At 59.2% G+C, this 21,965-nt stretch carries 26 protein-coding genes; 17 read left to right on the top strand and 9 right to left on the bottom strand.

Annotated features, from left to right (window positions below):
• The first annotated feature begins 4 nt into the window (after positions 1–4).
• The 11 genes from AB4N48_RS18720 to recX all read left to right on the top strand — a co-directional run bounded on the left by AB4N48_RS18720 (position 5) and on the right by recX (position 7,872).
• Positions 5–1,156, top strand: a complete 1,152-nt coding sequence (locus tag AB4N48_RS18720) for a phage tail protein (RefSeq protein WP_460094155.1) — start codon at positions 5–7, stop codon at positions 1,154–1,156.
• Complete coding sequence (locus AB4N48_RS18715; RefSeq protein ID WP_095180513.1) at positions 1,153–1,668, top strand: phage tail protein; 516 nt, start codon at positions 1,153–1,155, stop codon at positions 1,666–1,668. Before AB4N48_RS18720 ends, AB4N48_RS18715 begins: the two co-directional genes overlap by 4 nt.
• A gap of 124 nt (positions 1,669–1,792) precedes the next feature.
• Complete coding sequence (locus AB4N48_RS18710) at positions 1,793–2,686, top strand: gp53-like domain-containing protein (protein WP_460094154.1); 894 nt, start codon at positions 1,793–1,795, stop codon at positions 2,684–2,686.
• The gene (locus AB4N48_RS18705) at positions 2,687–3,133 is read left to right on the top strand and encodes a phage tail assembly chaperone (RefSeq protein WP_095180515.1); all 447 of its coding nucleotides are present in this window, start codon (positions 2,687–2,689) and stop codon (positions 3,131–3,133) included.
• 17 nt (positions 3,134–3,150) lie between these two features.
• Positions 3,151–4,353 carry a carbohydrate-binding protein CenC gene (locus AB4N48_RS18700; protein WP_095180516.1) on the top strand — a complete coding sequence of 401 codons (1,203 nt, stop codon included), beginning with the start codon at positions 3,151–3,153 and terminating at the stop codon, positions 4,351–4,353.
• Between the two features lie 11 nt (positions 4,354–4,364).
• Positions 4,365–4,583, top strand: coding sequence for a hypothetical protein (locus tag AB4N48_RS18695; protein WP_095180517.1), 219 nt, complete (start codon positions 4,365–4,367; stop codon positions 4,581–4,583).
• A gap of 36 nt (positions 4,584–4,619) precedes the next feature.
• The gene (locus AB4N48_RS18690; protein WP_460094153.1) at positions 4,620–5,186 is read left to right on the top strand and encodes a glycoside hydrolase family 19 protein; all 567 of its coding nucleotides are present in this window, start codon (positions 4,620–4,622) and stop codon (positions 5,184–5,186) included.
• Positions 5,165–5,683, top strand: a complete 519-nt coding sequence (locus tag AB4N48_RS18685) for a lysis system i-spanin subunit Rz (protein WP_310214541.1) — start codon at positions 5,165–5,167, stop codon at positions 5,681–5,683. The genes AB4N48_RS18690 and AB4N48_RS18685 overlap by 22 nt, the downstream gene beginning before the upstream one ends.
• Positions 5,684–5,750: 67 nt before the next feature.
• A complete protein-coding gene (locus AB4N48_RS18680; protein WP_256810425.1) occupies positions 5,751–6,251 on the top strand; it encodes a CinA family protein in 501 nt (166 codons plus the stop codon).
• 83 nt (positions 6,252–6,334) lie between these two features.
• Positions 6,335–7,393, top strand: coding sequence for a recombinase RecA (recA, locus tag AB4N48_RS18675; RefSeq protein WP_024011876.1), 1,059 nt, complete (start codon positions 6,335–6,337; stop codon positions 7,391–7,393).
• 8 nt (positions 7,394–7,401) lie between these two features.
• Positions 7,402–7,872, top strand: coding sequence for a recombination regulator RecX (gene recX, locus AB4N48_RS18670; protein ID WP_252877589.1), 471 nt, complete (start codon positions 7,402–7,404; stop codon positions 7,870–7,872).
• Positions 7,873–7,931: 59 nt separating this feature from the next.
• Here the strand turns inward: recX and AB4N48_RS18665 are convergent, their stop codons facing one another.
• Positions 7,932–9,047, bottom strand: a complete 1,116-nt coding sequence (locus tag AB4N48_RS18665) for an LOG family protein (RefSeq protein ID WP_305382333.1) — start codon at positions 9,045–9,047, stop codon at positions 7,932–7,934.
• 341 nt (positions 9,048–9,388) lie between these two features.
• Here AB4N48_RS18665 and AB4N48_RS18660 point away from each other — a divergent pair, with 341 nt between their 5' ends.
• Positions 9,389–9,586: a hypothetical protein gene (locus AB4N48_RS18660; protein WP_016770569.1), complete on the top strand. Its 198-nt coding sequence runs from the start codon at positions 9,389–9,391 to the stop codon at positions 9,584–9,586.
• Here AB4N48_RS18660 and AB4N48_RS18655 read toward each other — a convergent pair whose 3' ends face one another.
• Positions 9,587–10,012 carry a PA3611 family quorum-sensing-regulated virulence factor gene (locus tag AB4N48_RS18655; protein ID WP_007908738.1) on the bottom strand — a complete coding sequence of 142 codons (426 nt, stop codon included), beginning with the start codon at positions 10,010–10,012 and terminating at the stop codon, positions 9,587–9,589.
• Positions 10,013–10,201: 189 nt separating this feature from the next.
• Here AB4N48_RS18655 and AB4N48_RS18650 point away from each other — a divergent pair, with 189 nt between their 5' ends.
• From AB4N48_RS18650 to AB4N48_RS18640, 3 genes are all read left to right on the top strand, one after another.
• Positions 10,202–10,948 (top strand): tRNA-uridine aminocarboxypropyltransferase, encoded by a 747-nt coding sequence (locus AB4N48_RS18650; RefSeq protein ID WP_460060068.1) that lies wholly within the window; start codon positions 10,202–10,204, stop codon positions 10,946–10,948.
• 223 nt (positions 10,949–11,171) lie between these two features.
• On the top strand, positions 11,172–11,822 hold the full coding sequence (erdR, locus tag AB4N48_RS18645; protein WP_016771412.1) for a response regulator transcription factor ErdR: 651 nt from the start codon (positions 11,172–11,174) through the stop codon (positions 11,820–11,822).
• Between the two features lie 74 nt (positions 11,823–11,896).
• Complete coding sequence (locus AB4N48_RS18640) at positions 11,897–12,259, top strand: diacylglycerol kinase (protein WP_003222276.1); 363 nt, start codon at positions 11,897–11,899, stop codon at positions 12,257–12,259.
• Here AB4N48_RS18640 and AB4N48_RS18635 read toward each other — a convergent pair.
• On the bottom strand, positions 12,256–13,182 hold the full coding sequence (locus AB4N48_RS18635) for a LysR family transcriptional regulator (protein ID WP_024011881.1): 927 nt from the start codon (positions 13,180–13,182) through the stop codon (positions 12,256–12,258). The two genes, AB4N48_RS18640 and AB4N48_RS18635, sit on opposite strands and share 4 nt — an antisense overlap.
• A 132-nt stretch (positions 13,183–13,314) precedes the next feature.
• Between AB4N48_RS18635 and fpr the strand changes: the two genes are divergently transcribed.
• Positions 13,315–14,094 carry a ferredoxin-NADP reductase gene (gene fpr / locus AB4N48_RS18630; RefSeq protein WP_007908723.1) on the top strand — a complete coding sequence of 260 codons (780 nt, stop codon included), beginning with the start codon at positions 13,315–13,317 and terminating at the stop codon, positions 14,092–14,094.
• 179 nt (positions 14,095–14,273) lie between these two features.
• Here the strand turns inward: fpr and tsaA are convergent, their stop codons facing one another.
• From tsaA to rimO, 6 genes are all read right to left on the bottom strand, one after another.
• Positions 14,274–14,972 carry a tRNA (N6-threonylcarbamoyladenosine(37)-N6)-methyltransferase TrmO gene (gene tsaA, locus AB4N48_RS18625; RefSeq protein WP_095180522.1) on the bottom strand — a complete coding sequence of 233 codons (699 nt, stop codon included), beginning with the start codon at positions 14,970–14,972 and terminating at the stop codon, positions 14,274–14,276.
• A 182-nt stretch (positions 14,973–15,154) separates the two neighbouring features.
• The gene (locus AB4N48_RS18620; RefSeq protein WP_236168037.1) at positions 15,155–15,925 is read right to left on the bottom strand and encodes an SDR family oxidoreductase; all 771 of its coding nucleotides are present in this window, start codon (positions 15,923–15,925) and stop codon (positions 15,155–15,157) included.
• Positions 15,926–16,054: 129 nt separating this feature from the next.
• On the bottom strand, positions 16,055–16,525 hold the full coding sequence (locus AB4N48_RS18615) for a YehS family protein (protein WP_056783315.1): 471 nt from the start codon (positions 16,523–16,525) through the stop codon (positions 16,055–16,057).
• A gap of 70 nt (positions 16,526–16,595) precedes the next feature.
• The gene (locus tag AB4N48_RS18610) at positions 16,596–17,306 is read right to left on the bottom strand and encodes an rRNA pseudouridine synthase (protein ID WP_375123202.1); all 711 of its coding nucleotides are present in this window, start codon (positions 17,304–17,306) and stop codon (positions 16,596–16,598) included.
• A 189-nt stretch (positions 17,307–17,495) separates the two neighbouring features.
• Positions 17,496–17,969, bottom strand: a complete 474-nt coding sequence (locus tag AB4N48_RS18605; protein ID WP_095180524.1) for a GNAT family N-acetyltransferase — start codon at positions 17,967–17,969, stop codon at positions 17,496–17,498.
• Between the two features lie 435 nt (positions 17,970–18,404).
• Positions 18,405–19,742, bottom strand: a complete 1,338-nt coding sequence (gene rimO, locus AB4N48_RS18600) for a 30S ribosomal protein S12 methylthiotransferase RimO (RefSeq protein WP_460094151.1) — start codon at positions 19,740–19,742, stop codon at positions 18,405–18,407.
• A gap of 349 nt (positions 19,743–20,091) precedes the next feature.
• Here rimO and AB4N48_RS18595 point away from each other — a divergent pair, with 349 nt between their 5' ends.
• Entirely contained in the window at positions 20,092–21,933 is a 1,842-nt protein-coding gene (locus AB4N48_RS18595; protein WP_370695135.1) for a potassium transporter Kup, read from the top strand.
• Positions 21,934–21,965: the final 32 nt, after the last annotated feature.

The raw sequence follows: 21,965 nt of genomic DNA, 5'->3' as shown, positions 1-21,965 counted from the left end.
AGGGATGGATTATCCGAAGAGTGTGCCCAGCGCCGGGTTGGTGAATGGGAAGTTTGTTGATGAGAACCCGTTGATGGGGACGCCGGGGTCGTTGATTCCGGCGGATTGGGGGAACGGGGTTACGCAGGAAATTCTTAACGTGATCAAGGCGGCGGACCTGACGCCTGACGAGAAGAAATACGATCAGTTGTTGCAGGCGATTCAGAGCGTTTCGGCCAAGGGCTGGAATTTGGATTCGGCGTTGCCGATTGGCGCCTTGCCAACCGCCACCGTCGCTACGGCGGACGGGCGATTGCCAATCACACCGACCGCGTTTGCTATCAGTGGCGGGCGGTTATCTATTCTGCCCGGCGTACTGATCAGCCTGGGCCAAGAAGTGCTGGCAGGTCAGTTGGGTCGTCCGCGCACGTTTACGACACAAGCCTGGAGCAGTGCCGATCTTTTGCCCAACTCTGGTTACTTTCTGCGTGCGCAAGTGGTTGCGGGCCTGCTGACCTTCTACATGCAGCGCGGCACGATTTATGACGCTACACCGGAGGGTTTGAAGGGCACGATCAATGGAACGGCGGGAGGCGGTTTCCAGTCGACGACGCTGGATCTTTGTCTGGCATGGGTGGTGACGGCTGGTCCCGGCTCGGTACCAATTGTCCGGCCGATTTATAACCGCAGTCGCTTGTCGTGGACGCAAACAATCAGCGGTAATGGCGTGGTGTACCTGCCACTTGACCCGCATGCTCGTGCCGCTCGTCTGGTGGTGGGCAACGCGACGCCGCATCCGACACAAGTCACAGCTGTGAATTTCGCTACACCCGGATGGCTGGGCGCTAACTACTGTTTTCTCAACCCGAAGGTTGCCACGTCGAGCAACTGGGACGGCTGGGCCAATGCGGGTGAGACGGTGCGGGTTATTACCAACAACGAGGTGAATGACACAACCGTTTCGACATTGACCGCCAGCTTCGACCACAGCATTTTGCGTTCCCTGTGGCAGACCTATCAAGCCGAACACGCCTTCGGTGCTGATAACGGAACAAGTGACGAATTGCTGTTGAGCATGGGTATCAAAAATATCCTTCCAAGCGACTACTCCAACGGTATTGCGATCAACTTTACAGCAGCGGTGAATATCAATCTTTCCTGGGAGTTGATCCGATGATCATCATTCAAGAAATGCATCAGTTCGAGGACGGTTTGCGTGCTGCACAGCCTTCTCCTGCCCATGAGTGGGTCGCTGAAGCATGGCAGCTCAATACGGGCAGGGTCGCCGAACTGGAACTGCTGGAAGCCGAACGCCTCTGCGGCATGATCGACGCCGCTGCTGATAACGTCCGCTCGGTGCTGGCCGGCGACCCGCTCAAAGCCATGGAATACGCCCAGGCCGCCGCCGACGCGCAGGCTTATCAGGACGCCGGTTACCCAAAAAAAGAAGTGCCGCTGTCGGTCGCCGCGTGGGTTGTCAAAGGCCGCAGCGCCAAACAGGCCGCCGAGCAGATTCTGAGTAAGGCGGAGCAGTTGACTGACCATTTGCTCACTCTGCGCACTTTGCGCCTGAAGGCCAAGGCGCAGATTCGCGCACAGGCGGGCAAGGGCAAGGTCGATTTGGCGCGTGGCGCCGCAGACGATGCGTTGATCGGGATTCGTGCCCTGATCAACGGTATATCCAGCTAGGCAACAAGGTCCACTTCTACGTCACCGACGCCACGCGATATGGGCTTGTTTAGTTTGTACATCATTTGGCCTGTGGCGCCCCGCGCGACCGCAAGGATCGAAGTCATCGTTAAGGAAAAAGACAATGGATTATCCAATCAGTGTGCCAAGCGCAGGCTTGGTCAATGGCATGTTTGTTGATGAGGACGCGCTCGCGGGCACACCCGGCTCGTTGATTCCCGCGAGTTGGGGCAACGGCGTGACGCAGGAAATTCTCGGCGTTGTGCGGGCCGCAGGAATGACACCGACCGAGACTTCAAATACACAAATGCTCGACGCGCTACGTAGCTCGCAGCTCTTCAAAACCCCGGCGCAATTCGATTTCAGCCGTTCAGTGGCTACGGCCGAGTTCGTGCAGCGTGCACTGGGCAATTACGCAGGGTCTCGTGACATCGCAGCCACGGCGCAACTTTCTCTTGCGGATGTGGGATGGGCGATTGGCCTGGGCGGAAACTCGGCCTATACCGTGTCTTTGCCAGAAATCAAGTCAGTTCCCAATGGCGCAACGTTCACGCTGCATTGCCGTAGCAACGCCCCGGTCACTATTGCCTGTACAGGCATTGCGAAAATAAGCCCGCAAGGAGCTGAACTGACCTCGATTGTCATGAACAGTGGTGAGAGCGCCACCGTCGTCAGGGAAAACGGAGTCTGGGCAGTCCACGGCACCGCGAGTCTCAAATATGCCGCACTGTTTTCAGGGTTGACGGCTAACCCCGGGTATCAGAAGCACGCCAGTGGGAACATAGATCAATGGGGGACCGGCATTACGGATGCCAACGGTGAAATGTGGGTCAATTTCCCGGTTTCCTTCCCGAATGGTTTTTTCTCATGTGTCGCCAACCATGCCGGTGGCGAAGCGGCCATCGTGATTGTTGTCGGAGGCACCGCCACCAAGCAAGGCGTTCGCTTGAAAGTGCGCAACGCGGTCAACCAGCCTGGCGCTGGCTGGACCGTGTTTTATTTTGCCAAGGGTTATTGAATGAATACTACCAACGTGCTTTTCAGCGCCGGTACGCGAGGCGTGTATGTACCGGGTATCAATTCGTCGGACATTCCTGACGATGTCATCGAAATTCCCCAAGCCTATTGGATCTCGCTGCTGCAGCAACTGTCGGTCACCGCGAAAGTTATTGGCGTGCATGCTGAAAGCGGTTATCCGGTCCTGGTCGATCCACCGCCTCCTTCGGCAGAGGCGGCCGCAGGCTTCGAGCGCACCTGGCGCAACGCCCAGCTTGCCGCCACTGACGGCCTGGTCGCACGCGACCGTGATGAACTGGAGGACGGCGGCGGCACAACATTGACCACTGAACAATATGCCGAACTGCAAACTTATCGACGGGCGTTGCGCGAGTGGCCGCAAGGCTCATTCTTCCCGTCCAGCGCGCATAGGCCGGTGGCACCGAGCTGGCTGCCTGCTGCGCTTTAAATCATTAGGGACGTGATATGGATTATCCGAAAAGCATTCCGGGCTCAGGTCTGGAAAACGGCAGGTTTGTCGACGAAGACCCGATTGCAGGGACGCCGGGGTCACTGATCCCGGCGAGTTGGGGGAACAGTGTTACCGAGGAAATACTCAATGCAATCACGGCTGCTGGCCTGACACCTGATGAAAATCAGACCCATCAATTGGCTCAAGCCATTCGAGAGTTGTCCAGACCTGATCCGCTGCAAGCGTTTCCGGTGCAGGTCTATCGCAAGAATCTGTTGATCAATGGCGATTTCAGAATCTGGCAGCGTGGTGCGAGCAATCAGGCGCCAAATGTCGGCGGGTACGTGGCTGATCGTTTCCGTTGTGACTGGAACGGAAACGCCGGAGTGAGCATCACGCGGCAAAATTTTGCGCTCGGGCAAGGCGAGGTCTCTGATGAACCGGCCTGTTTCCTGCGCTGGCAGCAAACGTCCGCAGGGGCGGGAGCTACCGTTCACAAAATCTCCCAGAATATAGAGTCGGTCAGAACGCTCGCCGGAAAAACGGCAACGCTGACGTTCTGGGCTCGATCCGATGCCGTGCGGCCTTTGCAAATAACGATTGCGCAGCAATTCGGGGTAGGTGGATCGGCAGCCGTTGGGAAACTGATTGATACGTTTCAACTGAACACAGTGTGGACGCGCTACACCGCAACGTTTCAGGTGCCCGCCATTGCGGGGAAAATGCAAGGCAGCGGCGACTGTCTGACATTGGCGTTCGATCTGCCTCTCAACGTTCTGCAAACGGTCGATCTGACACAGATCCAATTGGAGGAGGGGCCTGTGTCCACTCCCTTTGAGCTTCGTCCCTTAGCGCAGGAGCTGGCGTTATGTCAGCGCTATTACGAAAAGTCATTTGCTTCCGGGTTGCCGGTCAAAGCCAATAATGGCACCAATACGTGTATCTCGACGTTTACTCAGGTCCCGGCAGGAAATATCGGCCAATACGGGATGACGATCGGCTTTCTGGTTCAGAAAAGGGTTCAACCGACTGTCACTGCCTATAGCCCGGCAGACAGCAGTAATCAGGTCTGGAATCAAACGATCAGCAAAGCTTGCACCGGCACGCTACTTCAAGGCGTAACGGATCGTAGTATTTCTTTTGCCACTGTCACGCCAGTCGGCAGCGCACCGGGGCAGACTTTACAACTGGAATGGACAGCGGACGCTGAAATCTAGGAGCGACACTCATGGCTTATCAACTAAGCGCTTGCGGCGTGTTGCGCCTGGCTGACTGTGCATTTATTCCACAGGACTCCAACAATCGCGACTGGCTAGAGTTCCAGCAGTGGCAGCTCTCGGGCGGGCAGGTGCTACCGGCGGATGGGGTACTCGCTGAAACTGGTGCAACCGGCACCCTGAAAACTCTGGCAAATAAATGGCTGGCAAGCATCAGCCGCCAGCCGTGATTCAATCGGGGCAACATCCAGGGAGGATCAAGCATCATGCAATTAACTGAAAAACACCTTATCGACATCATGCCCAACGCCCGCTCCCAAGCGGGCCTTTTTGTTTCGCCACTCAACACCGCGATGGCCAAGCAGCGCATCGATACGCCAAAACGTATCGCGGCTTTTCTGGCACAGGTCGGTCACGAGTCGGGCCAATTGCGTTACGTGCGCGAACTGGGCAACAACCAGTACCTGAGCAAATACGACACCGGCACGCTGGCGCTGCGTCTGGGCAATACTCCGGAAGCCGACGGCGACGGGCAAAAGTATCGCGGGCGTGGACTGATTCAGATCACCGGCCGGGCAAATTATCGTCAGTGCAGTCTCGGCTTGTTTGGCGATGAGCGTCTTTTGTCGTTGCCCGAATTGCTCGAGCAACCGCAATGGGCGGCCGAATCGGCGGCGTGGTTCTGGGGGCAGAAGGGCTTGAATGAACTGGCCGACGCGGACCAGTTCAACACCATCACCCGCCGGATCAACGGCGGGTTGAACGGCTTGCAGGATCGCCTCGAGATTTGGGCGCGGGCGAGGGCGGTGCTATGTCCGGCTCCTGGCGCGTGATGGGTCTGTTGCTGCTGGTGACCGGGGCGTTTGCAGCGGCATGGCAGTTTCAGGACTGGCGCTACGGGCGGCAATTGGCCGAGCAGGCGCGGTTAAACGCCGAAACCCTCAATCAACTGACGCAGACCGCCGCCACCGCGCAACAGGCCGAGCAGGATAGACGCCTGGCACTGGAGCAGCGGCTCGCGGCCAGTGAGCAAACCCATTATCGAGCGCTGAGCGATGCCCAACGTGATCAGGATCGCTTGCGCGATCGCCTTGCTACTGCCGATGTGCGGCTGTCAGTCCTTCTCGACGCCGGCGACGTTGCCCACGGCTGTGCGATGCCAGCCGCCGCCGGCACCAGCGGCGTGGATTCTGCAACCGTACGCGCCCGACTTGACCCGGCGCATGCTCAACGAATTATCGCCATCACCGACACCGGCGACCGTGGATTGATTGCGTTGCAGGCCTGTCAGGCCTATGTCAGAGCGCTGGCGCCCGAACATCTTGAATGATTCTGTGTATTGAAAGCGCGTCCGGCTCGTGTACGGTGGAGGCATTCCACACGATCCGGAGCTCGCCGTGAAAGAGACCACCCAACTGGCCGCAGAACTGGGCCGACGTCTGCAAGTGCTCAATGCTCATGTCACTACCGCCGAGTCCTGTACCGGTGGCGGTATCGCCGAAGCGATTACGCGGATTCCGGGCAGTTCGGCCTGGTTTGAAGCGGGGTACGTGACGTACTCCAATCGGCAGAAAACCCGGCAGCTGGATGTGCCAGGCGATTTGTTCGAGACGGTAGGGGCGGTCAGTCGTGAAGTGGTCGAGGCCATGGTGCGTGGTGCGCAGCATCACAGCCTGGCGCATTTTGCCGTGGCGGTCAGCGGTGTCGCCGGCCCCGACGGTGGCACGCCGAACAAACCGGTGGGCACAGTGTGGCTGGCCTGGGGTGTGGGCGATGAGGTTTATAGCGAGGTTCAGCACTTCCCCGGTGGTCGTGATGAAGTCCGCCGACAAACGGTGAAGGCCGCGCTAGAGGGGCTTGTGCGACTAGCGGCACGAGAAATCGAAAATCAGGGGTAGGCGATCTTCGAACGCTGTGGAATAATACTGGCTACTTATACAGGTGTTGGCCGTCAGGCCTTATTGATTACGTGAGGACTTTAATGGACGACAACAAGAAGAAAGCCTTGGCTGCGGCCCTGGGTCAGATCGAACGTCAATTCGGCAAGGGTGCCGTAATGCGTATGGGCGATCAGGACCGTCAGGCGATCCCGGCCATCTCTACTGGCTCTCTGGGTCTGGACATCGCACTCGGCATCGGCGGTCTGCCAAAAGGCCGTATTGTTGAAATCTACGGTCCTGAATCCTCCGGTAAAACCACGCTGACGTTGTCCGTGATCGCCCAGGCGCAAAAAGCCGGCGCGACCTGCGCATTCGTCGACGCCGAGCACGCCCTCGATCCAGAGTACGCCGGCAAGCTGGGCGTCAACGTTGACGACCTGCTGGTTTCCCAGCCGGACACCGGCGAACAGGCCCTCGAAATCACCGACATGCTGGTGCGCTCCAATGCCGTTGACGTGATCATCGTCGACTCCGTGGCGGCACTGGTACCGAAGGCTGAAATCGAAGGTGAAATGGGCGACATGCACGTCGGCCTGCAAGCACGTCTGATGTCTCAGGCGCTGCGTAAAATCACCGGTAACATCAAGAACGCCAACTGCCTGGTCATTTTCATCAACCAGATCCGTATGAAAATCGGCGTGATGTTCGGCAGCCCGGAAACCACCACCGGTGGTAACGCGCTGAAGTTCTACGCCTCGGTTCGTCTCGACATCCGCCGTACCGGCGCGGTGAAGGAAGGCGACGAAGTGGTCGGCAGCGAAACCCGCGTCAAGGTTGTGAAGAACAAGGTGGCTTCGCCGTTCCGTCAGGCCGAGTTCCAGATTCTTTACGGCAAAGGCATCTACCTCAACGGCGAGATGATCGACCTGGGTGTGCTGCACGGTTTTGTCGAGAAGTCCGGCGCCTGGTACGCCTACGAAGGCACCAAGATCGGTCAGGGCAAGGCCAACTCGGCCAAGTTCCTGGCGGACAACCCGGAAATCGCCGCGAAGCTCGAGAAGCAGCTGCGTGACAAGCTGCTGTCGCCAGCGGTGATCGCGGATTCCAAGGCCTCGGCGGTCAAAGAGACCGAAGACGACCTGGCCGACGCTGATCTCTGATATCAGCGATGACCACCGCCGTACTGGATACCCTCGTCGCGGTGCGGCGAACCGCCATGGACCTGCTCGCACGTCGCGAGCATGGTCGAGTCGAGTTGACGCGTAAGCTGCGTCAGCGCGGCGCCGAGGCGGAGCTGATCGAAACAGCCCTCGACCGTTTGACGGAAGAGGGTCTGCTTTCCGAAGCCCGTTACCTTGAAAGCTTTGTCTCCTACCGAGCCCGTTCCGGCTATGGCCCTCTGCGAATTCGCGAGGAGCTCAGCCAGCGGGGTTTGCAACGTACCGATATCGAAATCGCCCTGCGCGAAAGTGGTATCAATTGGCAGGCGCAGCTTCAGGATACGTGGCAACGTAAGTTCTCCGGACATTTACCGATTGATGCGAAAGAACGGGCCAGGCAAGGCCGGTTTCTGGCGTATCGGGGGTTCTCGATGGAGATGATCAACCGCTTGTTCAGCGGTCGAGGGATAGACGATTAGACCGATTCAACAAAAAAGGCCCGCTATTTTTTAGAAAATAGCGGGCCTTTTTTTTGCCTTCAAATTACGTTGAAAGGCTCGCGTGAGCGTTGTGCAATGGGCGGTTTTGAATCGGCCCAGTTTTCCGGCAGATTGATAAAGTCCACCAACTCCCTCAGACGACCATGGGTACGGCCATTGAAGGCAAAGGCCAGCCGTGCCAGATGGCTGAACTGCGCATCGTCGTGTTCTTCGCCGCTGTAGGCATGTTGGTGGAACTGGTCGCTCAGGCACAGATCAGCAAACTCCTCCTGCATCCGCGCCAGTGCCTGGTCGCTGAGCTTGTGGTTCATGCGAATCACAAATTGCCGCTTGAGCCAGCGGCTGGAGTGGAAGTTGCTGTAGAACTGATTGATCTCTTCCACCGCTTCTTCAACGCTGTAGACCAGTCGCATCAGCTTCATATCGGTCGGCAGGATGTAGCGGTTTTCTTCCAGCTGATTGCGGATGAAGTCCAGCGCGCCTTGCCAGAACGTCCCGCCCGGAACATCCAGCAACACCACCGGCACCAATGGGCTTTTGCCGGTCTGAATCAGCGTCAGCACTTCCAGCGCTTCATCAAGGGTGCCAAACCCGCCCGGGCACAGCACCAGCGCGTCAGCCTCTTTGACGAAGAACAGTTTTCGGGTGAAGAAAAAGTGGAAGGGCAACAGATTGTCGGTGCCGTCGACGGTGGGATTGGCATGTTGCTCGAAGGGCAGGGTGATATTGAAACCCAAGCTGTGATCTCGACCGGCTCCTTCGTGGGCGGCGGCCATGATGCCGCCGCCGGCGCCGGTGATGACCATCATCTCTGCGCGTGTCAGTGCTGCGCCGAGTTCGCGGGCCATTGCATACAGCGGATGCTCCACTGGCGTACGTGCCGAGCCGAACACGGTAACTTTGCGCCGGCCCTTGAATTGCTCGAGTACACGAAATGCTTGCTCCAGTTCACGCAGGGCTTGCAGGGTGATCTTGGCGTTCCAGCGGTTGTGGTCTTCCTGAGCCATGCGCAGCACGGTCAGGATCATGTCACGGTAGATGGGGATGTTCGGGCTGTTGGTGGAAATATGACTGAGTTGGGCTTCGACCTGGCTGATGAGGTCGCCGCTTTCCTGAAAATGACGGCTCAAGAGGTCGTTCGGTTGATAAGGCATTCAACGTCTCCTTCTGTACAGGGCGGGTAGCCCGGACAACCAGCGTCCGGGTCGCACTGCAAAAACACGCAGGGCCGGCAGTTCCATTTCTGCCGTTAACGAATGATCGGGAATACTCTCAATCTAGACCCTCGCACGCATTCGCGCTGACTTGAACAGTGCGCTGTAACGTTTTGTCTGGCAACCGCTTACTGATTTGCGCCAAAGCCCCGCCGCTCGTCTGAACGTATCGCAAAGGGCCATCACTCTGATTTACTCAAATACAGACGTCGCAAGACAACCTTGCGTTTGCGCAAGGCAAAGCAATTCAAGGATTCGTGGGTGGCAAGGAGGCGGGATGCATGGTCAGAGTGGTTCTGGAGATCGATACGCAGTTGTATCGAATGTTGCAGGAGTCGGCCGAGACGCATCAATTGAGTCTCGAAGAAGAGTGCTGCCGACGATTGGCCGGCGGCGAGCGTCGCTCGCGCTATCTGCAGGCGCTAGTGGCGGAATTGCGCGCCGAGGATGAGCAGCGGCGCGCCAAGGCTTCGCGCTGATTACTTCTTCTTCGCTGGCGCGGCTTTCGGGCAATCGGATTCCTGGTAACTGGCCGAGCCGATCGCTTTGTTGGTTTTCACTTCGGTGAAGTCGTAACGCATGATCGCGCCCTTGGCCATCAGCTTGCGGTACGACGGGTTGTTGCACACCGACGCGCCCAACTGGAAATACACAGCCTTGGGATCGGCGCGCATCTTGTCGGCGTGGCTCTTTTGCACGCTCAGATGGTTGATCAGCTGCGTGCCTTCGACGGTGTAGCCTTGATCAAGAATGTCTTCATTGATCGCCCGTGGCGTGCCGACGCTGCTTTGGGCGGCGACGTTGCGCAGCTCTCGGTTCAGATTCTGCTCACTCAGGGACGCAGCCTGAGCGGTAAAGGACGACGCCAGCAGAATGGCAGCGGTGGGAACGATAAGGCGCAGCATGAAACTCTCCTGATTCGGTGACTGGTGGTTCGACCCGTCACGGGGCGGTGCGTTCAGTGGCGGCGAATTATAGGGGAGCCGGTCTGGACGGTACAGGCTTGTGGCCGTCGCTCTGGTAAACTGCCGGCCTTTATTGCCCTGCCGAGTGTCGTTCGTGTCGAGTTTCCCTGTCTGCCGGTGTTGCCTGCGATGAACCATGCCCCCAACGCCGTGGCCCGCCTGCGCGATCAGCGCGAGGACGAAGGCATCAAGCCGATTCAGGCGCGCGGCTTTCGCTCCGAGCGTTGCCGCGATTGCCGAGTGATCATAAGTCATTGCCTGTGCGCGTGGCGGCCAAGCGTCGACACCCGCTCCGGCGTGTGCCTGATCATGACCGGCAAGGAAGTGTTCAAGCCAAGCAACACCGGTTGGCTGATTGCCGATGTGGTGCGCGACAACCATGCGTTCATCTGGTCACGCACCGAGCCCGACCCGCAGATGCTTGCACTGCTCAACGATCCGCAATGGCAGCCGTACCTGGTGTTTCCGGGCGAGTATGTCGAACCGTCGCGGGTGACCAACACGGTGGCAGTCGATAGCAGCAAGCGCCCGCTGTTCATTCTGCTCGATGCGACCTGGACGGAGGCGCGCAAGATCTTTCGCAAGAGTCCGTATTTCGACCGCTTGCCAATCCTCAGCCTGCTGCCCGACAAACTCTCGCGCTATCGCTTGCGCCGTTCGACCCGCAGCGAGCACCTGTGCACCGCTGAAGTTGCGGCGTTGTGCCTGGAGCTGGCCGGTGACAGCGATGCCGCTTCGGCGCTGGACGCCTATTTCGATGTGTTCAGCCAGCATTACCTCGGTGCCAAGCAGCAACTGGACATGAATGAATCAACGCCCGCCCATGCCGAGCTGCTGCCCTATATACGAAAGCCGCAGCCGGAGTTGGCCCGATAGTGGCCCATACTGTCGACAGCGCTGGCCATCTTGCTTGACCACCCCGGCTGCGCTGGGCATGCTTGGCGCCGATTAGGGTGCGGCCAAGGTTTGAGACGCCGTGTTTGCTGTTGATTGGCGTCGAACGTGCCCCTGTGGATATCGCTTCCAAGCGTTGTCTCGAGTTGCTTTGGCCAGACCGGAATCTACCGCGTCTGCCATCAAAAACAGGATCATTTGAAAAATGGCCACATACGACATCCTGATTGCCGATGATCACCCCCTGTTTCGCAGCGCCCTGCACCAAGCGGTGACGCTGGGCCTTGGCCCGGACGTGCGACTGGTGGAGGTGGCGAGCATTGCCGAACTGGAAGCTCGCCTGACTGAAAAGGCTGACTGGGATCTGGTCCTGCTGGATCTGAATATGCCCGGCGCCTACGGTTTTTCCGGGCTGGTGCTGCTGCGCGGGCAGTATCCGCAGATTCCGGTGGTGATGGTCTCGGCCCAGGAAGAAGCTTCGGTGATGGTCAAATCCCGCGAGTTCGGCGCCAGTGGCTTCATTCCCAAATCCAGCGATCTGAGCGTGATTCAGGAAGCGGTGCGCAAGGTGCTCGATGGCGACGTGTTCTGGCCGCCGCAAGCGTTCGAAGCAGTCAGCGTGTCGGATGAGGCGAAAGCTGCCAGTGATGGCCTCGCCAGCCTGACGCCGCAACAGTTCCGCGTGCTGACCATGGTCTGCGAAGGTCTGCTGAACAAGCAGATCGCTTATGAGCTGAGCGTGTCGGAAGCGACCATCAAGGCCCACGTCACGGCGATCTTTCGCAAATTGAACGTGCGCACTCGCACGCAAGCGGCTTTACTGCTGCAACAACTTGAGTCAATTCCGAGCCAGTGATGGCTGGCGGTTTCACGCTTTTTTGACTTTCGTTGATCTAGCTTCCCCACACCTTTTTGGCTGGTTTCTTTCTTATGTCACCTTTCAAGGGCCAGACCGGCCTGAAACGCATCCTCAACGCGTCCGGCTATTCGCTCGATGGCCTGCGCGCCGCCTTCACTGGCGAAGCGGCATTCCGCCAACTGGTGCTGCTCAACGTGGTGCTGATTCCGCTGACATTCTTCCTCAATGTCAGCCGGGTCGAGCAGGCGCTGTTGATTGCCGTGTGTTTGCTGGCGCTGATTGTCGAGTTGCTGAATTCGGCGGTGGAAGCGGCCATTGACCGCATCTCGCTGGAATTGCACCCGCTGTCGAAAAACGCCAAGGACATGGGCAGTGCCGCGCAATTTGTCGCACTGAGCATGATCGCTTTGGTGTGGGCAGTGATTCTGCTTTAAGCAATCGTCGGCAAAACGATCTCGTCGCTGCGCTGCACCCCGGCGGTGAATGCTCGGCACAGCTCGAGAAACTCGCGCATCGCTGAAGTCTGGTACTTCTGTTTGTGCCAGATGAAATAGAACTGCCGGGCCAGGTCCAGATCCGGCGTCTCCACCGGCACCAGACTGCCGCGCCGGAAGGCATCGCGCAGCGCCAGCCGCGAAATGCAGCCAATCCCCAAGCCAGATTCCACTGCACGTTTGATCGCTTCGGTGTGTTCCAGCTCGAGACGAATATTCAGCGCGCTGCGATGGTGACGCATGGCCTGGTCGAAGGTCAGCCGCGTGCCGGAACCCTGTTCCCGCAGAATCCATGCCTCATGGGTCAGCTCTTCCATTGTCGCACTGCCGCGTTTGGCCAGCGGATGTTGCGGCGCACAAAACACCACCAGCTCATCCTCGACCCAACTCTGCACTTCGATGTCCGGGTGGCTGCAATCGCCTTCGATTAGACCCAGATCAATTTCGTAGTGGGCGACCTGTTGCACGATATTGGCAGTGTTCTGCACGTGCAGCTTGACCTGACTTTCCGGGTGGCGCTGCATGAAGCTGCCGATCAGCAGGGTGGCCAGATAGTTGCCTATGGTCAGCGTCGCCCCCACTGATAACGAGCCGAAACCGGATTTGCCATTAAGCAGGTCTTCGATTTCCTTGGCCTGGTCGAGCAGGGCCACCGCTTGCGGCAACAGCTGTTTGCCGAGGGCGTTGAGGCTCAGGCGTTTGCCGGCGCGGTCGAACAGCTGGCAGCTGGACTGGCGCTCGAGCTCGGTGATCGAAGTGCTGGCCGCCGATTGCGAGAGGTTGAGCAGACCCGCAGCACGGGATACGCTTTCCTGCTGGGCGACGGCAACGAAGACTTGCAGTTGACGGAGAGTAAATCGCATATCGATATAACCGATAACCCTTATCTTAATAATCCAGTTAACAGATATTGTCGTCGCTATTAGAATGCGATGCAATTGCGCACGTTGAGCCTCATTGAGCCGCGCAGACCAATCTCCAGGAGTCAAACGTACATGAGCAACATGAACCACGAGCGTGTCCTCAGTGTTCATCACTGGAACGACACTCTGTTCAGCTTCAAGTGCACCCGCGATCCGGGCCTGCGCTTCGAGAACGGTCAGTTCGTGATGATCGGCCTGCAACAGCCCAACGGCCGCCCGCTTATGCGCGCTTACTCGATCGCCAGCCCGAACTGGGAAGAGCATCTCGAGTTCTTCAGCATCAAAGTGCAGGACGGTCCGCTGACCTCCCAGCTGCAGCACTTGAAGGAAGGCGACGAGATCATCATCTCGAAGAAGCCTACCGGCACGCTGGTTCTTGATGACCTGAACCCGGGCAAGCACCTGTACCTGCTGAGCACCGGCACCGGTCTGGCGCCGTTCATGAGCGTCATTCAGGACCCGGAAACCTACGAGCGCTTTGAAAAAGTGATCCTGGTTCACGGTGTGCGTTACGTCAACGAAGTCGCCTACCGCGAATTTATCACCGAGCATTTGCCGCAGAACGAGTTCTTCGGCGAGGCGCTGCGTGACAAGCTGATCTACTACCCGACCGTGACCCGCGAGCCGTTCGAGAATCAGGGCCGCCTGACCGACCTGATGCGCAGCGGCAAGCTGTTCAGCGACATCGGCCTGCCACCGATCAACCCGCAGGACGACCGCGCGATGATCTGCGGCAGCCCGAGCATGCTCGACGAGACCAGCGAAGTGCTCGACAGCTTCGGCCTGAAGATCTCGGCGCGGATGCGCGAGCCGGGTGATTACCTGATCGAGCGTGCATTCGTCGAGAAGTAAGCGCCACAAAAAGCCCCCATTGCCTTGGCAGGCAATGGGGGCTTTTTTATGCCCGAAGCATTTCCTTCATGCCTGCCACGATCCAAGGAGCTGCCGAAGGCTGCGATCTTTTGATCTTGCTTTTTAAAATCAAGATCAAAAGATCGCAGCCTTCGGCAGCTCCTACACTGGGCGTGTTTTCAGGCTGTGGCCGGGATGACTTCCAGCACGCGGATCTGTTCGGGCGTCGGGTAATGCCAGCGCACGTCCAGATCCCAGAACTGCGCACCATATTCACGTTCCGGCGCCGGTGTCTGATACGCCGGACGCGGATCCTGCGCCAGGCACTGCTCGATCAACTCAACCAATGGCTCTTCAAGCCGCTGAGCGTGGGTGTGCGCTTGTTTCAAGGCTGACTCCACCCACTGGACGTCGATCAACTGCGGCGCCGCGCTGGCGATGTCATTGGTTGCCCCAGGGATGATGTCGGCATACGGCACATACGGTTTGATATCCAGCACCGGCGTGCCGTCGAGCAGATCGATCCCGGAGATAAACAGCCGATTACCTTCGACCCTGTCCAGCTTCACCACCGACTGGCCAATGCCGTTCGGCCGGTGCGTGGCGCGGGTGGCGAACACGCCCATCGACTTGTTGCCGCCCAGGCGTGGCGGGCGCACTTTCAGTCGCGGTTTGTCTTCCAGGGCTTGGTGGAACAGAAACAACAGCCACACATGGCTGACCTGCTCCAGCCCCTGCACGGCGTCACCCTGGTCGAACGGCGCGACCAGTTCCAGCACGCCACGGGCGGCCGGGGCCAGTTGTGGCTGGCGGGGGATGGCGAACTTCTCCTTGAAGCAGGAGCGCACGAAGCCGATGGGGGAGACGCTGTAAGTCATGGTCTGGGATCGAAGCGGGTAGGGCGGGCATGATAACCCGGCTCGCTTCAAGTCTGGTGGTGACAGGGCGGACGCCATCGCTGGCAAGCCAGCTCCCACAGGTTTTTGAGTGAACCCGGATTGTTCAAACACCCAAGAACCCTGTGGGAGCTGGCTTGCCAGCGATAGTCACACCGCCGATGTCAGAGGCTGAACCCACCATCAAGAGGAATGATATTCCCGGTCATATAAGCCCCCGCCGTACTCGCCAGGCTGATCGCCAGCGCCGCCATCTCTTCCTCACGCCCCCAGCGCTTCATCGGAATCAGCGCAGTATCCTCAGCCAATGCCTGTTCATCATTACCAATATGCTGGGTCATCTTGCTCGGAAAGCGACCCGGCGCAATCACGTTGACGTTGATGTGCTGGCTCACCAGTTCTCGCGCCAGAATGCGCGACAACTGATGCAGAGCGGCCTTGCTCGGCCCATAGGCATATGCCTGCTCGCCAAACGAAGAAATCCCCGCCACCGAACCGATATTGATGATCCGCGCCGGATTCGCCGCCGAACCAGCCTTGCGCAGTAACGGCAGAAACTGCTGGATGCAACTGAACACCGACGTCACGTTGAGCTGCATGACCTTTTCCCAGCCCTTGACCGGATAGCTCTCCAGCGGCGCGCCCCACGTGGTGCCGGCATTGTTCACCAGAATGTCCAGATGAGTGATCTGCTCACCCAGGCGCGCGGCCAGTTCCTGCACGCCTTCTTCAGTGGCCAGATTCGCCGCCACGCCGTGGCAAGTGCCGAAGGCACTGAGTTCTTGCGCCGTTTGATGACAGGCTTCGGCGTCGCGGGAGCAGACGAACACTCGGGCGCCAGCCTCGACAAAGGCCTTGGCGATCATTTTGCCGATACCACGGGTGCCGCCGGTCACCAGAGCTGTGCGGCCTTGCAGGGAAAAGTACGGGTGCATGGCGAATCCTGAGGGCTAGGGGTCAATACACCCTAGTCGCCAGCCGCAAAAAACGGAGCCACTATTTTCGAAGGGAATGAACGGTCATGCGCTGCGGTGGCGACCATCAGTCGCCACCGCAGAAGGGCATCAGGCCGGGCGAACGCGCAGGGTCAGACCCTTGAGGAAGTTACGCAGCAACTGATCGCCACACGGCCGATAGTTGGTGTGGCCGACCTTGCGGAACAGCGCGCTCAGTTCAGGCTTGGATACCGGAAACTCGGCGGCCTTGAGGATCGCGTGCATGTCGTCTTCTTTCAGTTCGAAGGCCACACGCAGTTTTTTCAGGATGATGTTGTTGGTCACCGGCACTTCGATCGGCTGCGGCGGACGGCTTTCGTCCTTGCCGCGTTTGAAGATCACCAGGCCGTCGAGGAAGTGCGCGATGACTTCGTCCGGGCAGCGTACGAAGCCTTCTTCGTCTTCTTCTTTCTTGTCGAGCCAGGTGATGACATCGGCGAGCGTGACGTCCATGCCGCCCAGTTTGATGATCTCGACAACTTTCTTGTCGCTGATGTCGAGCATGTAGCGCACGCTGCGCAGTACGTCGTTATGAACCATGTCGGTATTCCTGATGCGTTGTGGGCAGCGCTCGCGGGCGCTGCCGGAATGTGTGGCGGCAGTGGAAGTTCTAGAACTTCTCTTTGCCGGACAGGTAGCGCCATTGGCCAACCGGGACCTTGCCGATCGACACGCCGCCGATGCGGATACGGCGGATGCCGATGACCTTCAGGCCGACCGCTTCGCAGAACTGCGCGATGATTCCCGGCTGCGGGTTTTTCATGGCGAAGCGCAGGCGGTTTTCGTTCTGCCAGCTGGCCTTGACCGGCGGCAGCTCCTTGCCCTTGTGCGTCAGGCCATGTTGCAGGCGGTTGAGGCCGTGGGCAGCCATCTCACCTTCGACTTCGACGATGTATTCCTGCTCGATCTTCGCCGCGTCGGCGGTGAGTTTGCGCAGGATTTTCCAGTCCTGGGTGAACACCAGCAGGCCGCTGGCCTTGGGCTGCAGGTCGGCGCTGGCGGTCAGGCGCAGGAAATGTCCGCGCAACGGACGCTTGCCGTAGCGATGCTCTTCGCTGAGGGTTTCGGCGCTGAGCGATTGCATGGCGCTGTCGACATCCATGCCGGCGGGCGCGTTAAGCAGGATGGTCACCGGCTCCGGCGCGGTGGCCTTGGCGTCCTCGTCGAGCTCGACCTTTTGCTCGCCGACCTTGAATTGCGGCTCATCGATGACTTCGCCGTCCACAGTGACCCAGCCGCCCTCGATGAACAGCTCGGCCTCCCGGCGGGAGCAACCGACCAGTTCGATGAGGCGTTTGGAGAGGCGGATCGGGTCAGTCATGACGGGGCCGTAACAAAAAAGGGGTGGGCATTGTACCTGTGTGGAAGCGGTTAAGCCCGGTTCCATTTGCAGGGTGTTGGTATTCCCTGTGGGAGCTGGCTTGCCTGCGATGGTATCAACTCGGTATTTCTCGTACACCGCGGCGTCTGCATCGCTGGCAAGCCAGCTCCCACAGGGTTCCAGGTTGTGTCAGGCATGGTTCGCGCGCTGTTGGGACTGCCGCAAGCGCATATGCAGCAACGGATACGGCTGGCCCATGCCGTCGACCTCGGAGCGGCCGATCACCTCGAAGCCCTGTTTCTCGTAAAAACCCAAGGCTTGCGGATTTTGTTCGTTGACGTCGAGTTCATCGGCGTTGAGCCGTTCGATCGCATAGCGCAGCAACTGCTTGCCCAAGCCTTGACCACGATGATCAGGATCGATGAACAGCATTTCAATCTTGCCCGCCGCCACACCGGCAAACCCGGTGATGCGCTGCTGGCGGTCCTTGGTGCAGATCAGCATTACCGCGTCGAGATAGCGGGTGAGCACCAGATTGCGCAGCAGCTCGATATAGCTGTCCGGCAGGAACCGATGAGTTGCACGGACCGAGGCCTCCCAGACCCGGGTCAGTTCTTCGTAATCGCTGATTTTCGGTGTGTGGATGACCGAATGCTGACGCATGTGCGTGTGCCTCTTGTGCGGTTCAAGGGAGTCCGTCCCCCGCTAAACGATAGCCGCAAAAAAGCCCCGTATCTCGGAAAAGAGCGGGGCTTTTTGGATTTGTTGCGGTGTCTGGCTGGCTATTTCTGTCGCCAGCAAGATCTCTCCCCCTCACCCCAACCCTCTCCCCCAGAGGGGGCGAGGGGGAAGGGAGCTGATCTTCGTGCTGTTCAAAGCCTGAGTTCGACTCGATATTTCAAGTCGCCGTCATTCTGAAGAGCACCTCGATCAGTCCCTTCTCCCCCAGAGAGGGCGAGGGGGAAGGGAGCTGAACTTCGTGCTTTTCAAACCTGAGTTCGACCGGATAGCTCAGGTCGATGTACCTAGAAAGAACAACACGGTCAGCCCCCTCTCCCTCTGGGAGAGGGCTGGGGTGAGGGGCTTTTGATCTTCAGATCAGATCTGCTCAGCCCACAGATCATATTCGTCAGCGTCAGTCACCTTGCACCAGACCTTGTCACCCGGCTTCAAATTGCTGCCGTTATCAATAAACACGTTGCCATCGATTTCCGGGGCGTCGAAGAAGCAACGGCCGACCGCGCCTTGCTCGTCCACCTCATCCACCAGCACTTCAATCTCACGACCAATGCGCATCTGCAGACGTGCCGAGCTGATCGCCTGCTGGTGCGCCATGAAGCGTTCCCAACGGTCTTGCTTGACGTCGTCCGGGACCACTTCCAGATCCAGATCGTTGGCCGGTGCGCCATCCACCGGCGAGTACTGGAAGCAGCCGACGCGGTCGAGCTGGGCCTCGGTCAGCCAGTTGAGCAGGTACTGGAAGTCTTCTTCGGTTTCGCCCGGGAAGCCGACGATGAAGGTCGAACGGATGATCAGGTCCGGGCAGATTTCGCGCCAGTTCTTGATGCGGGCCAGAGTCTTGTCTTCGAACGCCGGGCGTTTCATCGACTTAAGGACTTTCGGGCTGGCGTGCTGGAACGGGATGTCCAGGTACGGCAGGATCTTGCCGGCGGCCATCAGCGGGATCAGCTCGTCGACGTGCGGGTACGGGTAAACGTAGTGCAAGCGTACCCAAACGCCCAGCGTGCTCAGCGCTTCGCACAGTTCGGTCATGCGGCTTTTCACCGGCGCGCCGTTCCAGAAGCCGGTGCGGTATTTCACGTCGACGCCGTAGGCGCTGGTGTCTTGCGAGATCACCAGCAGCTCTTTGACGCCGGATTTGACCAGGCGCTGCGCCTCGTCGAGCACATCACCGACCGGACGGCTGACCAGTTTGCCGCGCATCGACGGGATGATGCAGAACGAGCAGCTGTGGTTGCAGCCTTCGGAAATCTTCAGGTACGCGTAGTGGCGCGGGGTCAGTTTGATGCCTTGCGGCGGCACCAGGTCGATCAGCGGGTTGTGATCCTGACGCGGCGGCACCACTTCGTGCACGGCGTTGACCACTTGCTCGTACTGCTGCGGGCCGGTCACGGCCAGCACGCTCGGGTGTACGTCGCGGATGTTGCCTTCTTCCACGCCCATGCAGCCGGTAACGATGACCTTGCCGTTTTCCTTGATCGCTTCGCCGATCACTTCCAGCGACTCAGCCTTGGCCGAATCGATGAAACCGCAGGTGTTGACCACCACGACGTCGGCGTCCTGATAGGTGGACACCACGTCATAGCCTTCCATGCGCAGCTGGGTCAGGATGCGCTCGGAGTCGACCAGTGCTTTCGGGCAACCCAGAGATACAAAGCCAACCTTTGGATTGGCCGGCGCAGGAGTGGTGGACATGTCTAACCTCGGTGTTTTGTGACGTCGCTTGCTTGGTGCGCAAGCCGACGGATGGGCGCTTAGGGCGCGCCTCTGATCAAAAAGTGCGCAATTCTAGCGGCGGGCAACGCACTTGACCAGCTTTATACGGGGAAATACGACGAGTGCTGCGCTATGCTTCGCGCCGTTGAGCTTTGCCGATTTCTTGCAGTCAATCATTGGTCTGTAACAACAGGTAAAACAGCGCATGCTGCAACTCAAAGCATAGTGCTTCCTTCAAAGAAGCCGGTATCGAGATCAGGAGTGTTGGATGGGTCAGGCAAGTAGTCATGCGGCGGGCGCCGAGGGTTCGGCAAGCAGACCGCTGAGCATGCTGGTCGCGGCGGTCGGGGTGGTTTATGGCGACATCGGTACGAGCCCGTTGTACACCCTCAAGGAAGTGTTTTCCGGCGGTTACGGCGTGCCGGTCAATCACGACGGCGTGCTGGGCATCCTGTCGTTGATCTTCTGGTCGCTGATCTGGGTGGTATCGATCAAGTACATGATGTTCGTCCTGCGCGCCGACAACCAGGGCGAGGGCGGCATCATGGCCCTGACCGCACTGGCTCGGCGGGCAGCGGCGGGGCGCAAGCGCCTGCGCACGCTGTTGGTGGTGTGCGGGCTGATCGGCGCGGCGCTGTTCTATGGCGACAGCATGATCACCCCGGCCATTTCGGTGCTGTCGGCGATCGAAGGCCTTGGCCTGGCGTTTGACGGCATTGATCACTGGGTGGTGCCGCTGTCGCTGGTGGTGCTGGTCGCCTTGTTTCTGATTCAGCGCCACGGTACCGCGCGGATCGGTATTCTGTTCGGGCCGATCATGGTTACCTGGTTCCTCGTCCTCGGCGCGCTCGGTGTGTACGGCATCAGCCACACCCCGGAAGTGCTGCACGCGCTGAACCCGATGTGGGCGGTGAATTTTTTTGTCGTGCACCCGGGCATGGGCGTAGCGATCCTCGGCGCGGTAGTGCTGGCGCTGACCGGCGCGGAAGCGCTGTACGCTGACATGGGCCACTTCGGCCGCAAGCCGATCGCCCGTGCCTGGTTCCTGCTGGTGCTGCCGGCGCTGGTGCTGAATTACTTTGGCCAGGGCGCGTTGCTGCTGGAAAACCCGGAAGCCGCGCGCAACCCGTTCTATCTGCTGGCGCCGAGCTGGGCGCTGATTCCGCTGGTCGGCCTTTCGACCCTGGCCACGGTGATCGCCTCGCAAGCGGTGATTTCCGGCGCGTTCTCCCTGACCCGTCAGGCGATCCAGCTCGGTTACATCCCGCGCATGTACATCCAGCACACCTCCAGCGACGAACAAGGCCAGATCTACATCGGTGCGGTGAACTGGGCGCTGATGGTCGGTGTGGTCCTGTTGGTGCTGGGCTTCGAATCCTCCGGTGCACTGGCCTCGGCCTACGGCGTCGCAGTGACCGGCACTATGCTGATGACCACCATTCTGGTGTCGGCGGTCATGCTGCTGCTGTGGAAATGGCCACCGATCCTTGCGGTGCCGGTGTTGATCGGCTTCCTGTTGGTGGATGGTCTGTATTTCGCTGCCAACGTACCGAAGATCGTCCAGGGCGGCGCTTTCCCGGTGATCGCCGGTATCGCGCTGTTCGTGCTGATGACCACCTGGAAGCGCGGCAAACAGCTGCTGGTCGAACGCCTCGACGAAGGCGCGCTGCCGCTGCCGATCTTCATCAGCAGCATCCGCGTGCAACCGCCGCATCGCGTGCAGGGCACCGCCGTGTTTCTCACCGCCCGCTCCGACGCCGTGCCCCATGCCTTGTTGCACAACCTGCTGCATAACCAGGTGTTGCATGAGCAAGTGGTGTTGCTGACGGTGGTCTACGAAGACATCCCGCGCGTACCGCCATCACGGCGTTTTGAAGTGGAAGCGCACGGTGAAGGCTTCTTCCGGGTGATCCTGCACTTCGGCTTCACCGACGAGCCAGACGTGCCGCAAGCGTTGAAGCTGTGTCATCTGGATGATCTGGACTTCAGCCCGATGCGCACGACCTACTTCCTCAGCCGTGAGACGGTGATTGCCTCGAAACTGGAAGGTATGGCCCGTTGGCGTGAGGCGCTGTTTGCGTTCATGTTGAAGAATGCCAATGGCAATTTGCGGTTCTTTAATCTGCCGCTGAACCGAGTGATTGAGTTGGGGACGCAGGTGGAGATGTAAGCCTGGCCTCAACTGAAAAGCCCCCGTCAGCC

This window comes from Pseudomonas sp. S2_C11 (assembly GCF_054668395.1).
This window is presented reverse-complemented; position numbering and strand designations above follow the sequence as displayed.